The sequence below is a fragment of the Pedobacter foliorum genome, from assembly GCF_013266735.1.
Lineage (GTDB): Bacteria > Bacteroidota > Bacteroidia > Sphingobacteriales > Sphingobacteriaceae > Pedobacter > Pedobacter foliorum.
Genome location: NZ_JABSNU010000007.1, coordinates 1 through 15,164 on the forward strand (window position 1 = coordinate 1; position 15,164 = coordinate 15,164).

The following is a 15,164-nucleotide window of genomic DNA, read 5'->3' on the forward strand; positions in this document are numbered from 1 at the left end:
TTGTACACTTCAAGAAATATTCAAAGAAAAAAGGCATAGTAAGGAAATACTCAGGACGGATCTCACAACAAACAAAAAAGGAAGCCGTATCATCTTTTGATTAATGATACGGCTTCTTTTCAAAGTTTATGAGTAGCGATTATTGCATATCCCTTTGTACTTTACGTGCGGTACCTTTTCCTGGTAAGTAAATTTGAAAACCTACCCCAAGACCAAGGTTATGCGCATAGGCACTACTGCCAAAACCTACAACACCATTGTATTTAAGTAATGCTTCCAAACCGATACTAGGTGTTACAAAATATGTCCAGCCTGGTCCGAAACTAAAACCTAAGCCATTAGTAGAGCCACCAACGGAAGGATTTATACCTGAAATACCAACTGTAGCTTCACCAAAGAATCTTGAGTTTTTAACCACTTCATTAGCTCCGGTAGCACCGTAGTAACGACCAAGAGCGCCAACCCCGTAGCTGATGTCAGTACCGGCACCTTTAGCAGTTGCCAAACCAAATGAAACATCACCACCCAACGCCAAACCATCTTGTACAAACCATGCGGCTTTAGGGTTTATTTTTAAACTGAATACATTTGGTTTATCCAATCCGAAAGAAATGTTTGAGAGGTTAGCACCCATCATTACATTGCCTTTTTGTATCTGTGCATTTGCTCCAAATAACACCGCGATACCTAAAATAAGAGTTAAAGTTAATTTTTTCATAGCTAGATTTTTTAATTATATAATAAGTTAACAAATCCGGATGTTTTTTGTTTGCGAAATGGAAATGTGGACTTAAAATATTAAAGCCTAGTTAGGTTAGCTCAATCAAATAGTTGCAGTTGGTATGGGTCTCCGGAACGGGGATGAAGCTGGATTTCATTGAAATTAGAAAGAGATATTCCAAGTAGTCTTACCTTTTTATCTACTAAATCAATATTTTCCAAAAGTTGTTTGGCAGTGTCTATAATTATCTGGTAATCAGAAACAGGATGAGGGAATGATTGATTTCGGGTAACTTGTTTAAAGTCGCTGTATTTTAATTTAAGCGTAATGGTTCGTCCTTTTAGCTGATGTTTATTTAAGCGAATAGCTACTTTATCGGCCAGTTTGCTTAATTCGGTATGCATTTCCTCTATCGTAATCAAGTCATGCTCAAAAGTATCTTCAGCTGCAAGAGATTTAGTTTGTCGTTCAGGTTGTACAGCCCGGTTGTCAATACCTCTAACAATTGTAAAATAGAATTTGCCTGCTTTGCCGAAATACCTGATAAGGTCTTGTTCAGTGAGTCTTTTAAGATCAGCGCCCGTATGAAGTTGCATGCTCTTCATTTTCTTGGCAGTTACTTTACCAACGCCAAAAAACCGCTCTACCGGAAGTTTCTCCATAAAGCTTTCAATTTTCGAGGGGCCAATAAATGTTAAACCATCGGGCTTATTCATGTCTGAAGCAATTTTTGCAACAAACTTACCTGAGGAAACACCGGCAGATGCAGTTAAATTAAGTTCATCTTTTATGGCTTGTTTAATCTGTTTGGCAATTTCAAGTGCCGACCCTATATTCAATTTATCTTCTGTTACATCAAGATAAGCTTCGTCCAGTGATAAAGGCTCAATAAGATCGGTATATCGACTAAAGATCTCTCTAATATGTATTGAAACTGCTTTGTAAGCTTCAAATCTCGGTCTGACGAATATAATTTCTGGACATAGTTGCAGTGCCTGTATCGAAGGCATTGCCGATTTAACACCAAATTTACGTGCTTCGTAGCTTGCTGTTGCTACAACACCCCGACCATCAGGAGAGCCTCCGACAGCAATTGGTTTACCCATGTATTCGGGGAAATCACGCTGTTCAACTGATGCATAAAATGCATCCATATCAATATGGATAATTTTTCTGATCACAGTTTAAATTTAGGCATAACATTTACAAATGTATTTCAACTGGTAAACAATAACGTAGTTTATGTGTTTTTAAATAAAATAAAGACATTATTATGGAGAAGGACTTGAACCCATATGAATTTACGATTGAGATTAGCGGCCAGCCAAGCGCTATTCGTATTGAAATGCCAAAAGGAGGGGACTATATCGTATATATTAATGGCGAAAGAACAGGGCATATCTATTGTATTAAGGGAAGCAGTTCAGTACAATGGAAAACAACAGATCATATAAGTCAGGAATTGGTTGATGAAATAGGAATGCATATTGTAGCTTTGGAAAAATAAAAGCTACAATATCAATCTATGGAAGAAATTAAATGGGGTATTATAGGTTGCGGTGATGTAACTGAAGTTAAAAGTGGCCCTGCCTTTAATAAAGTGCCAAATTCGTCAATTGTAGCAGTAATGCGACGAGATGCGGCGAAAGCTGAGGATTATGCGTTAAGACATGGAGTTCCTAAATGGTATGACGACGCAGAAAAATTAATTAACGATCCTGATGTAAATGCTATTTATATAGCAACACCACCTTTACAGCACGAAGAGTATACATTGTTCTCATTAGCAGCAGGTAAGCCGGTTTATGTAGAGAAGCCCATGACTTTAAATGCTGAATCGGCCGTAAGGATGCAGAACGCATCACTAAAGTATAATGTTAAATTAAGTGTAGCTCATTATCGCAGGGCACAGCCAATGTTTTTAAAGGTTAAGGAACTATTGGATAAGAATGTAATAGGAGAGGTTCGATTTGTACAATTGCAAATGCTACAATCTCCTGCTCGTAATTTAATAGCTAGTACGGGAAACAATTGGCGACTAGATCCTTCTATTTCCGGAGGCGGGTTATTTCATGATCTGGCACCACATCAATTAGACTTAATGATTTATTACTTTGGACAAGTAAGCAGTTCTTCAGGGATTTCAATAAATCAATCTGGAGAATATCCGGCAGACGATCTTGTTGTTGGGCAAATTTTATTCGAAAGCGGAGTGGTATTTAATGGAACCTGGTGCTTTACCGTATCAGAAAATGATAAAAAGGATATTTGTGAAATAACCGGTTCTGCCGGAACAATTAGCTTCCCAATATTCGGAAATAAGGTATCAATAAAAAAAGATGGGTACGAAGAAGAATTTGTTTTTGAAGCATTACAACATGTTCAGCAACCAATGATAGATAAAGTGACGAATTATTTTTTAGGTAAGGGAGATAACCCCTGCTCTTCAGAACAAGCAATATTATCTATGCAGTTAATGGATAGCTTTACAAAAAAGGGGTAACTTATTGTAAGCTAATTTGTTTAGTATTATTGGTGGGATTGGCTAAAAATATTCACATATTTATTTAGTAAAAACTAATATTATTAGTATTATTGTGCGTTAATAAAATGTATTATGGTACTAATTAATGATATCTTTTTTGGTAAAGTTGAGCTTCCAGGAATATTTGATGATTTAATTAACTCCTCCTGGGTTAAGAGACTTGGCCGTATTCACCAAAGCGGCGCTATTTTTCTGGTTAATCCAGATATATGCCATACAAGGCTTGAACATTCAATAGGAGTGATGCTGTTGATCAGACAGCTTGGAGGATCTGAAATTGAGCAGGTCGCCGGTTTGTTGCACGATATATCGCATACTGCATTTTCGCATGTAGGCGATTACGTGTTCGACAATACTGAAGAAAACTATCATGAACAGATTTTTGAGGAGGTATTGAAATCATCTGATATTCCCGAAATCCTATCTTGGCATGGCTATCATGTTGATGAAGTTATTAAAGGAACTTTTAATATTCTGGAACAGCCAATGCCTAAGCTTTGTGCAGATCGTTTGGATTATACCTTGAGAGACTCTTACCATGCGGGTCTTGTTTCAAGAAAAGAGGTTAAGGATTTCATTAGCAGTCTTACCATTGAAAAAGGAGTTATTATAGTTGAAACTCCCGAAAAGGCCGAATGGATCAATAATCTATACAAGAAGCTAATTGAGGAGGTCTTTAATTTTCCTTTGCATGTTTATGCAAATAGAAGGCTTACAGAGCTAATTAAAATTGGCCTACAACGAAATGAGTTGGTACATAGTGATCTTTTTAAAGATGATACTTATTTGCTTAATAAGATCAGAAGCACTACTGCGGGCTATGAGGGCATTAAAGCAATCAAACAACAAAGAGGTTTTGATGTGTTTGTTAAAAAGGGGATGGGTTTAAAGATGAAGAACCGACAGCTAAATGCTTTAATTTAGTTCTTTGAGAACCTTAATCCCCTTGTGTGTTTTAATTATGCTTAGTGATGTGCTGCGTCTGCGGTGTCTCTCTGTTTACGAAAAGTTAAATAAAATGCTACAACTGCAATAATCACTGATAAAGTTACTAGTACAATTGTTATTTGAAGACCGTGTGCTGACTGATGTTGTTCCATGATATTAAATTTTTGATGAAGGTAAAAATAAAATAATAGTTCGGGGAAAAAAAAAGTAAAAACCCGGCTACAAGATTTGCAACCGGGTATCATCTAACCATAAGCCTGAACAGGCGCTATCCCTTTTTTTTGCCTTCCTTTGGTACTTCAATTTTTTTAACCTCATTAACCGGCTCTTTTATGCCGCCCTGCATTATAGGTAGTTTTACTGAATCAACTTTAGTTTTGCCTGGCTCTGGTGCTTTGGAGTCGCTCGGTAATGAGGCGGAACCCGAATTTGACACTTTAGCACTTATATTACTTTTACGAGCTATTGTTGGACTTGACTGTTTACTATAATCTTGAAATATCAGATCTCTGAAGTTTTCTTTTGTATACGATTTAGGTTTTTCATTTGTACTCTCATTAATATTCGCACGAGATTCAGCTCCGTATTTCAATCCGGGAACAGTACCTTTTTTTAATTGATCTTTAATACTTTCATTAGTCTTAAATTCCTGTGCATGCGCAGCAGAATAGCTAAATAAAGCGATGCAAATAATGGCTGTGATGTTGATTTTATATATTGTTTTCATATTTGTTATTATTTGATGCTTACTAAAACTTTGATTTTGTTTACTCCGAAAGTACTATAGCCTTCAAGGGCTTTGCCTAGAACCTGTCCAATTTTAACTTTATCAGGGTCAGCTTTCATTGCAACACCAGGGATAGAAGAGGTAACCAATAGGTCACCTCTTGAAATCACACCTCCCTCTAAACATACTTTGGTAGGAATTACTCCAATTACACCCATTGGAACCTGCCCACTTAAGTCACTATCTATGTGTTCTTCGGCTAGCAGCACTCCAGGTCTTGTCGCGTAAACGCCTGCAACCAATGTAGAGTATGGCTCATTTGATTTTTCGACAGATCTATCTTTTTCGGTTGAAATAACCAATATGTCACCTGGCTCGTAATGAGCAACATTACCTGTCACTTCAAAAGATTCGGCTAAATCGGCACCACCAACCTGTGTGCCTCCATTAAAGAAACCTCTTCCTGCGGCATTAATACGCGCTACATTAACCGTACCCGGGTTACCGGCTTTAAATACTGCAATAGATCCGGTACTATGTTGTTCAACAGTCATTACCGGATTAAAATTTGCATCATTAAAATTAACAAACCTGGCCGCTCTTCCAGTACTGAAATTTGGAGTCCATGCGAATAGTGCATTTCCGCTACCATCAGCAGTGGTTTCAACTCCATCGCCCGAATTGGTTGCATTAGCTGTAATACCATTGCCATTTCCATCGGCAATTGCAAGAAGTGCCGGGCCATTACCTACTGGGTTTGAGGCATGGAATAAACCAGCAAAGCCGCCGGTGCCTGAGGAAATTCCGTATATGCCCGCTGTACCAAAGTTGGAAAACTGAGAATTCACTTCTCCTTTCACGGCGGGGGAAGTACCGCTTGTGTTATCCACCTTAAACTCTCCTGCAATACCATTACCCACTGTTTTAGCAGAGAGCACACTTGTGTTGTTGGCATCATTGTAATTTTCAAACCTTGCCGCTTTACCGGTTGCAAAAGTGGGTACCCAGCCATAAATGGCGTTACCACTGCCATTAACATTAGCTTCCACCGCATTCCCATCCTTTTTAACATTGGCGGTGATAGCATTACCATTACCGTCAGTAATGGCAACAAGTGCCCGGGCATTACCTGCAACATTGGAGGCATGGAAAAGCCCTGCAAAACCACCGGTGCCGGAAGCAATACCAAATACTCCGGCGGCACCGAAATTGCCGAAGATGGTGTTTACCTCTGACCTTACACCTGCAGCAACACTATTCGTGTTATTTACAAGAAAGGAGGCTGCATTACCCTGTGTATTATCTGGGATATTACCGTTTCCATTTGTTTCCACTTCAAACGTATTCCCTTGAGTGTTGGTTGCATTCGAGTTTTGAAATCTTCCGGCACGACCAGTACTTCCGCTTTGTCCAACCTGTCCGAATACACCTATTCCCGTGCCGGTGGTATTTGTAGCAACAAAGCCTCTTACTCCATAACCGCCTCCATCATTACGGCCAACTACAGCTCCTGCAATATCGCTGGTAGTAATTCCCACAACAGCTTCACCTGCTCCGTTATTGAAGCCAATTACTCCAGCCCCTGATTGTACTGCGGTTGTACCTCTGACGCCATGACTTCCATTACTGCCTGCATTTACAGCCGTTCCGTCTGCACTAGTCACATTAACACCAATGCCACTGCCCAGTGTATTAATATTCAAAACAGTACTAGGATTGGCATTATTCAATATCTTTATGTCGGCAGCGATACCATTGTTACTAGTGGCAGTAAGTCCTGTACCGGTATTGCTATTGGCAAAAACCCCTGTTCCTGCGCCAGATGAATTTCCATATACACCAAGACCGCTTGGAGTTGTGCCATAAACTCCCCAGCCAGATCCTGCCTGAGAACCCCATAAACCAATACCTAGGCCGCCTGTTCCATTATTGATACCACGTACTGCACTTGAGAAACCGCCTGGAGCAACATCAGAAACAATACCCCTTATTGCAGCTATACTACTACTTGTACTCCCGCTTGTACCTTCAATTGAGGTTCCATCTCCTGCGTTATTGATAGAAAACAAGGTGGCTGCATTGTTTTCATTTGCATTAAAAGGCAATGCAAAACCACCACCGCCAATTGCACTAGGTGCCCATGACACGCCGTTGAACTTTAGTACATCATTTAATATTGGTGCCACCGGATCAATAGGTTTAGATTGTAACGCTGCCACTACCGGATTTGGATAAGTACCTGAAAGATCACCACCGGCAGGGCCGATTGGAGGTAGGGTGGTGGGTATAATTCCAACAGCAAGTTTAGGAAGTGTTACCGATCCATCTGCTATTTTAAGTGTAGTCACTTTATTGTTGCCAATTGTGGGATTGGGATAAGAACCTGTAAGATCTCCCCCGGCTGGTACTGCATTAATATCTCCGGGAATTCCCTGAGGACCTTGTGGCCCAATAGGGCCAATTGGACCAACAGCACCTGGATTACCCATGGCACCGGCAAGTCCGGGATCACCTTGATCTCCTTTCAGACCCTGAATACCTTGCGGCCCAGCGGGACCAATCGGGCCAACTGCACCTGGATTACCCATTGCACCAGCAAGTCCGGGATCTCCTTTCAGACCTTGAAGGCCTTGTGCCCCGGCAGGCCCAACATTTCCAATATCACCTTTATCTCCTTTTGCTCCTGCGATACCTTGAGTACCCTGAGGGCCTGCAACACCCATGGCACCCGCAGGCCCAACATTTCCAATATCACCTTTATCTCCTTTTGCTCCTGCGATACCTTGAGTACCCTGAGGGCCTGCAACACCCATGGCACCAGCAGGCCCAACATTTCCAACGTCACCTTTATCTCCTTTTGCTCCTGCGATACCTTGAGCACCCTGAGGGCCTGCAATCCCCATGGCACCAGCAGGCCCAACATTTCCAATATCACCTTTATCACCTTTTGCTCCTGCAGTACCTTGAGCACCTTGGGGGCCAGGAACACCCATCGCACCGGCGGCCCCAACATTTCCAGCATCACCTTTATCACCTTTTGCTCCTGCAGTACCTTGAACACCCTGTGGTCCGGCAGGCCCAGCAGGCCCCGGATTACCCGATGCTGCATATAAAGCATAAGGAACACTCATTAATTGAATACTGCCGAGAGCATTATAAGAACCACCACCAACTGCCAATTCAACTTTAGCAAATTGATTAGCATTTTGCCATGGGATAGCAGCAAACGTACCAGTGCCCGGATTTCCTTTACCAATTTGTAAAGTAAATAGCCCCAGTTGATTTGTATTTACTGAATGCTCTTCCATGTACTGAACAGTGCCATTGGCCGAGCCTCCTAAAATGGAGATTTTAACCTTCACAGGCTGATTTGAAAGGACTGTACCATTTGTATTTCTGGCAACAGCCTGATAGTTTATCCCTTTAAAACCATCCTGAGCGCTGGCCCATTGCAGTCCTGCAAAAAGAATAAATACTAGAGTAAAAAATGTACTTCTCATGGCTTATGATTTTAAATGCGTTCTATTTTATTAGTTGTTGGGTCTTTTTGTAAATGATATTGTTAATTACCAGGTACTTTGCCTGCTCCCGGAGTAAAACTTAGCGTAAACCTCATTGAATTTCTTAGTACGTAGCGATCAGCAGTTGGAAATACGTAGCTTACATCTACTCGGATAGGGTTGATATTGAAACCTAAGCCGGCTGCAAGATGCTGTCTGTTGCCTTTCTCCGGATCTTCATAAAAATATCCTGTCCTGATAAAAAAGCGGTTGTAATAAGAAAACTCTAAACCTCCGGCGATGGTGAATTCCGATAGTTCTTCCTTAAAACCTCCCGGTGCATCAAATAAGGACGTAAACAAAGCACTGGTAACACTTCTGTTCGGATCTTTACCTTTTTCTATTTCAGTGGTAAAATTGCCCTCAGCATCTTTCTTGTACCTTGGTGGCGTAGGCACCATTAACTTGTTGATGTCGAGTAAAAGGGTAAGTCTGCTTTCCGGAGTTGCATAAAAATTATACCCAGCGCCAATCCTGAGGTTCATGGGTAAAAAGGAAGTCTGATTGTCCGAATATTTAAGCTTAGTGCCAATATTACTTAAGTTTACCCCCCAGCTAAAACTTCTGGTATATCGGCCACTTTGTAACTCTCTGTTCGAATAAATAGAAATATCGGCTGCAAAAGCATCAGTTGGATTAAGTTCAAAATTGTTATAGGTTCCATTTCCTATATCACTTCTCAGGTATCTGGCCGTTAAAGCCATACCAAAAGTTTCACCAAATTTGCGGGCGTAGCTGGCATCAATGCTAAATTCGCTGGCCTTATACTGATCTATAAGTGCGCCCGCATCATCTCTAAATGAAATAGACCCTAAGTCAAGGTATTTTACAGATAAGCCAATTGCTTCTCGATCATTTAGTTTTCTGTAGGCAGAAAGGTAACCTAAATGAGAATCTTTGCTAAGCTGTTTCATCCAGGGCGTATAAGAAGCACTGATGCTTATTTGTTCTCCAAAAGTGATTTTTGCCGGGTTGATGTATAATGAATTGGCATCAACATCCAATCCTGTACCCGCTTCAGCTACTCCCGAATTTCTGGCATCTGCACTTAGCATCAGGAAAGCCGCGCCACTTTGAACTACTCTGTTGTCTTGCTGTGCAAAACCATTCTGGTACCAACATACCAGGCAGACCATTAGGCCTGCAACAAGGTAAATGTTTGTTTTCATAAGCTTATTGTATAACCAGTTTCTCTGAATAGGTTCTTCTGCTAGCTGTCAGAACTACATAATATAGGCCTGAAGGATAGCCGCCTAAAGGCAAAATGTAATTTGCCCTGCCTGCTAACATTTTTAAAGAAATGTTTCTGACTGTTTGCCCTGCATTATTTACCAGCTGGATGTTTACCAAATCGTCCATTACCAGATCAAATTCCAGCTTGGTTTGGCTACTTGCCGGATTCGGATAAACAATAAATCCGGTTATTAAGGGAGCTTGCGGCGTGGGAGTGCTGCCATTCACCTCTGGTTGCTGGAAACCTTGAGTAACCAACAGGGGAGAGTTCTCTATAGCGCTTACTAAAACGTCGCCAATAGTGTACTGAAAAATGGTGTTGTTTATGGTAGCTGAGCCTCCTGTGCTGGCTACAACGGAGCGTTGAAGTTCTACTTGTTGGGCATTGGCTACGGCAGAAATACCGAGCATACCCAAAAATGGTAAATATCTTTTTTTCATCGGGAGAGGGATTAATTGTAGATATAAATCAAAATTACATATTAGTAAAGCTGAGCTGCCTAGAGAGTATGCAAGCAGCAAAATCAGCTTAGTAAATTGTAGTTTTTACTTAGTGAACTGCATCCCGGAAAGAAAAAATAAGTGAAATACTAATCGTATTTTAATGCATCAACCGGGTTCGCTCTGGCAACTTTAAAAGTTTGGAGGCTTACTGTTAACACGGCAATGAGTAGCGACAAAACAAATGCAATTATAAATGGCCAAACATTTAAGCTGGCCTTGTAATCATACTTTTGCAGCCAGTTGGTTACGATAATATAGGCGAGGGGAATTGCTACTATATTTGAGAAAATAACAAGCTTAATGAAATCTTTGTTGAGTAAAATAAGGATATCCTTTAGGTTGGCGCCAATTACCTTACGGATGCTTATTTCTTTGCTTCTTTGTTCAGCAATATATAATGCCAACCCTAGCAAACCCAAACAAGATATAAAAATGGCGAAGCCACCAAACACGTTCGAAAATATACTCAATAACCGCTCACTTTTTAATTTTTCAGCTACCCTTTCGCTTACAAAATCAGCCTGAAAAGGATAATCAGGATTTAAGGTTAAAGCTAAATCCTTTATCTTCTGCATAGAAGCAGTAATATTTTGTGATGGGTTTAAGCGCATCACAATAGTACTTGGGTCGGTTTCGTTATAAAAAAACAACAAGGGGCTTACCTTTGTTCCGAGCGATGAATAGTTATAATCTTTCATTACCCCAATAACTGTAAAAGTCTCTTTCCAGTCGTCGTTTCTAATTAAGGAGCCAATAGGGTTATTAAGGTTCATTGCTTTTACAGCAGCTTCATTCAAAATTACTTTGGTCGAATCGTTTCCAAACGATCTACTGAAATCTCTGCCCTGCAACATTTTTGCGCCAATAGTTTTGGTGAAATCATAGCCCGAAAATCGAATTTGCATAGCTACCTGTTCATTTTTTAATTGCCCTGGCCATTTTATCTTTTCAGTGCTTACATAGTTATTGGTGAGTCCATTTGTAGTTTCTGTAGCAGAAACTATAGCTCCTGATTTAATTAACTCCGATTTAAACAAATCAAGTTTTGCCGGATCTTTCAAAACACCAAGTCGTGAAGTTTGAACAAGATTATCTTTATTGAAACCAAGTGGTCTGCTGTTCATATAGCCAATTTGGTTGTGTATCACAATTGCACAAATGATCATGCAAATAGAAAATCCAAACTGAACTACAACTAATATTTTACGAACCGGTAATGAGGCTTTACCCGATCCTTTAATGCCTTTTAGTATTTTAACAGGCATAAATGACGATAAATACAAAGCCGGATAACTGCCTGCCAATACACCTGTAATTAAGGTAAGTCCAATAAGCATAGCCCAAACTTTATAAGAACCATAATCAATAGCCATGTTAACAGCCAATAGATTGTTAAAATAGGGAAGCGCAGTTTCCAGTAAAATAAATGCTGTAAGGAGTGCAATAAAAGATAGGAGTAACGACTCTGCTATAAATTGCCAGGCAAGTGCTTGCCTGCTAGAACCCAGTGTTTTGCGGATACCGATCTCTTTTGCGCGTTTTTCGGAACGTGCCGTTGAAAGATTCATATAGTTTATACAGGCTATAACGAGTACACAAGCTGCCAGTAAGAGATATAGTTTTATCTGATCTATACGACCACCTGCAAGTTTTCCGTTTTCAAATTGATCGTACAGGTGAGTTTTTTTAAACGGAAATAGAAAGAACTCTATATAACTGTCGTTTGTATTTTGCTTAAATATTTTCCTTACCTGCTCATCGGCTGCGGCAAACTGCTGAGGATCCTTAAGCATTACAATAGTGTTTAATGCCCCATCCGACCAATCCATTTTTTTATACCATGGACTTTCATTTTCTAAAAACCTCCAGGGAATAAGTATATCAAAGCGATAGGTTTGATTTTCAGGATGATCGGCGATTACGGCAGTAACCATCAACTCAGCGCGATTCTCGTACGTTATAGTTTTACCAATAGGATCTTCCTTACCAAACAATATACTGGCAGTTTGATGAGTAATAATTACTGAATTAGGATTTGATAATGCCTTTAACGGATCTCCTTTAATAAAGGTAAAATCAAATATTTTCAGGAAAGTTGGATCTGCAAAAATGATGTCTCTGTTAAATGCATTTTGCTTGTATCTTATTAAGTTATCAGATCTTTCGGCCATTCTGCTTACCTGCTCAATACCAGGCACAGTTTGTATAATGGTTGAAGCAAGCTGATTAGGGGTGCAGTATGAGCTATTGGTGGTAATGCGATCGCTCATAATGTCGTTGTCATAAACAGAATATATTCTGTCTATGTTTTTAAAGTGCTTATTGTAACTCCACTCATAGCTAATGTATAGCAGCAACATCAGGCAGCATGTTAAGCCGATGGACAATCCCCCGATATTGATTAGCGAGAAACCTTTGTTTTTCCAAAGGTTTCGCAAAGCTATTTTTATAGTGAGTGGAAGCATGACTTTAATCTTCTTTAATCGCTGTAATAGGGCTCATTCTTGCGGCTCTAAATGCCTGATAAAATACCGTAACAAGTGAAATCACCAACGCAGTAAATCCTGCGCCTATAAAAAACCAAAGTTTTAAATCTATTCTGTAAGCAAAAGTATTTAGCCAGTATTGTGTAAGTACATAACTCAGCGGTAAGGCTATTAATATAGCCGCAATTACAGGTTTGGTAAAGTCTCTCGACAAGGTGTATATCACGTTATAATTGCTGGCACCTAATATTTTCCTGATGCCGATTTCCTTTAACCTTCTTTCGGCAGTAAATGTAGCCAGGCCAAATAGCCCCAGGCAAGAAATCACAACAGCCAGAATAGCAAAGTATCTAGAAAGCAGCGCTACCCTGTTTTCGGCAGCATACTGAGCCTGAAAATCCTGATCAAGGAATTTAAAGTCAAGAGTGAAGCCTGGATTATAAGTAGTGTTAAAGTTTTTAAGTGCTTCAATAACCTCTTTTTCCTTTCCATGAGCAACTTTTACCATAATCCTGTTGGTGTACTCAGGTTTATACCTTAAATACATTGGCCTTACCGGCTGATGCATGGATTCGAAATGAAAATCCTTTATTACCCCAATAATTTCAAAGTCGCTGCCCCATAATTTAAATGTCTTGCCGACAGGGTTTTTCAGTCGCATTGCTTTTATGCCAGCTTCATTGATCATAATTTTTGAAGTATCGGAACCGAACTTTTTAGAAAAGCTGCGGCCTGCAGCCATTTCCATCCCAACGGTTTCAATAAAGCCTGCATTTACATCCCCATTTTGAAATTTAATGTTCTCCTTAGGATCTCTACCTTCCCAGCTGAAATCTCCAAAAGTATAATTCAAATCGCCAAGTAATTCCCTGTTTATACTGGATGCATTAAGTACACCTGGTATTTCTTTAATTTTTTCTATAGAAAAGTCTGCCTTGTTTTTAAGCTTTCCTTCCGTTTCAAAATACAATACATTGTCCTTTTTAAAACCAGGGTTAGAGGTTTGTACGTATTCAATTTGTTTGTAAATCACAAATACGGCAACAATAAGTACAACCGAAAGGGTAAATTGAAACACAACCAAACCCTGACGTGTCCATAATGCAGACGAGCTGAGGTTGAGCTTTCCTTTTAGTGCAGCAGATGGTTTTAATCCTGAAAGGTATAATGCCGGGTAACTACCCGAGATAAGACCTGTAAAAATAGCGATTCCCAATAAGGCAGCAATAAGCGTTGCATCGTAATGCAGCGTTACCTGTTTGCCTATTATCTGGTTAAATTGTGGTAACAGCAGCTCAACAACTAGGAGCGAGATAAACAGCGCCATAAAGGTGAGTAACATAGATTCGGCCATGTACTGCAGTATAAGTGTACCACGCTGTGCACCCATTACCTTTTTTATTCCAACTTCCTTTAATCTCCTGGAGGCTTTTGCTGTAGAGAGGTTCATGAAATTGATGCAGGCAATAACCAGAATAAAGACAGCGATGAGCGAAAATAATTTTATGTAATCTATTCTGCCACCTACAAGAACACCGTTTTCGTAATTGCTGTATAAATAGCTATCGGCATATGGCCTGATAAATAGTTCGCGGTTTTTCTCATCTTTATTATTTTGTTTTATAAAATCACGAATCTTTGTATTAAATAGCTTAGGATCGGCATCTTTTTTTAAGGTTACAAATGTATTAGGTCCAACATTACGCCAATTTGCAAAGTTAGAGCCAGGGCTCATAATTGCATCAAGCGATACTAAAAAGTCGAACTGAGTTGAAGAGGTTGCAGGTAAGTCTTTAAAAACACCGGATATTAAAACCGGATTTTCTTTATTGACCTCAATATTGCTCCAGGTCATTTCTTTTCCAACTACATCAGTTGTCTGAAATAATTTCTTGGCCAGGCTTTCTGAGATAACAATTGTGTTTTTTTCTTTAAGTACTTTGTCTGCACTACCGGTAACAAGAGGAAAGGAAAACACCTTAAAGAAGTCAGGACCAGCAAATCTGCCTCCGGCTTTAAGGGCTGGTTGGCCATTTATGGCAACCTTGCTTTTGGCCAGCCAGTAATCTGGCGATACTGTAACAGCGTTTTCTACTTCAGGCATTTCCTTTGCCAAAGCCTCAGCTAAAGGTCCTGATGTGCCATCAATGGTATTGATCCCATCAGAGGTGCGCTGGTTTTCCATCGCCTGGTAAATGTTTTTAGTATGAAACTTGTCCATACTCATTTCAGAATTTACCCAAAGGTAGATAAACAGGGCACAGGATAGCCCAGCGCTTAGTCCTATCAGATTGATAAAGAAAGAACTTTTATATTTTTTAAAGTTTCTGAAGATCAGTAACAGATGATGCTTAAACATGGCTTGGTTGTTTTGACAGTTAATTCAATCGGTATGCCATTCCAAAAATGTGATCTAATATACTAAAGGGCAATTAAACAA

11 protein-coding genes are annotated in these 15,164 nt (G+C 39.8%); 3 read left to right on the forward strand and 8 right to left on the reverse strand.

The genetic code is table 11. From position 1 onward, the window contains the following. Window positions 1-139: 139 nt before the first annotated feature. Together HQN83_RS14885 and dinB are read right to left on the reverse strand one after the other, a co-directional pair. The gene (locus HQN83_RS14885; RefSeq protein WP_173091118.1) at window positions 140-718 is read right to left on the reverse strand and encodes a hypothetical protein; all 579 of its coding nucleotides are present in this window, start codon (window positions 716-718) and stop codon (window positions 140-142) included. Between the two features lie 101 nt (window positions 719-819). Continuing rightward, a complete protein-coding gene (gene dinB / locus HQN83_RS14890; protein ID WP_173091341.1) occupies window positions 820-1,899 on the reverse strand; it encodes a DNA polymerase IV in 1,080 nt (359 codons plus the stop codon). A gap of 95 nt (window positions 1,900-1,994) precedes the next feature. Here dinB and HQN83_RS14895 point away from each other — a divergent pair, with 95 nt between their 5' ends. The 3 genes from HQN83_RS14895 (at window position 1,995) to HQN83_RS14905 (ending at window position 4,190) form a co-directional block, all read left to right on the forward strand. Beyond that, window positions 1,995-2,228, forward strand: coding sequence for a hypothetical protein (locus HQN83_RS14895; protein WP_173091119.1), 234 nt, complete (start codon window positions 1,995-1,997; stop codon window positions 2,226-2,228). Window positions 2,229-2,246: 18 nt separating this feature from the next. Next, entirely contained in the window at window positions 2,247-3,224 is a 978-nt protein-coding gene (locus HQN83_RS14900) for a Gfo/Idh/MocA family protein (RefSeq protein WP_173091120.1), read from the forward strand. Between the two features lie 114 nt (window positions 3,225-3,338). Beyond that, a complete protein-coding gene (locus HQN83_RS14905; RefSeq protein WP_173091121.1) occupies window positions 3,339-4,190 on the forward strand; it encodes an HD domain-containing protein in 852 nt (283 codons plus the stop codon). Between the two features lie 292 nt (window positions 4,191-4,482). On the opposite strand, the gene HQN83_RS14910 is transcribed toward HQN83_RS14905, so the two are convergent. From HQN83_RS14910 to HQN83_RS14935, 6 genes are all read right to left on the reverse strand, one after another. Then, the gene (locus HQN83_RS14910; protein ID WP_173091122.1) at window positions 4,483-4,941 is read right to left on the reverse strand and encodes a hypothetical protein; all 459 of its coding nucleotides are present in this window, start codon (window positions 4,939-4,941) and stop codon (window positions 4,483-4,485) included. An 8-nt stretch (window positions 4,942-4,949) separates the two neighbouring features. Next, the gene (locus tag HQN83_RS14915) at window positions 4,950-8,441 is read right to left on the reverse strand and encodes a collagen-like protein (RefSeq protein ID WP_173091123.1); all 3,492 of its coding nucleotides are present in this window, start codon (window positions 8,439-8,441) and stop codon (window positions 4,950-4,952) included. A gap of 62 nt (window positions 8,442-8,503) precedes the next feature. Beyond that, window positions 8,504-9,670, reverse strand: coding sequence for a type IX secretion system outer membrane channel protein PorV (gene porV / locus HQN83_RS14920; RefSeq protein ID WP_173091124.1), 1,167 nt, complete (start codon window positions 9,668-9,670; stop codon window positions 8,504-8,506). Window positions 9,671-9,674: 4 nt separating this feature from the next. Continuing rightward, window positions 9,675-10,175: a T9SS type A sorting domain-containing protein gene (locus HQN83_RS14925; protein ID WP_173091125.1), complete on the reverse strand. Its 501-nt coding sequence runs from the start codon at window positions 10,173-10,175 to the stop codon at window positions 9,675-9,677. A 149-nt stretch (window positions 10,176-10,324) separates the two neighbouring features. Beyond that, window positions 10,325-12,703, reverse strand: a complete 2,379-nt coding sequence (locus HQN83_RS14930) for an ABC transporter permease (RefSeq protein WP_173091126.1) — start codon at window positions 12,701-12,703, stop codon at window positions 10,325-10,327. Between the two features lie 4 nt (window positions 12,704-12,707). Beyond that, window positions 12,708-15,083 (reverse strand): ABC transporter permease, encoded by a 2,376-nt coding sequence (locus HQN83_RS14935; protein ID WP_173091127.1) that lies wholly within the window; start codon window positions 15,081-15,083, stop codon window positions 12,708-12,710. Window positions 15,084-15,164: the final 81 nt, after the last annotated feature.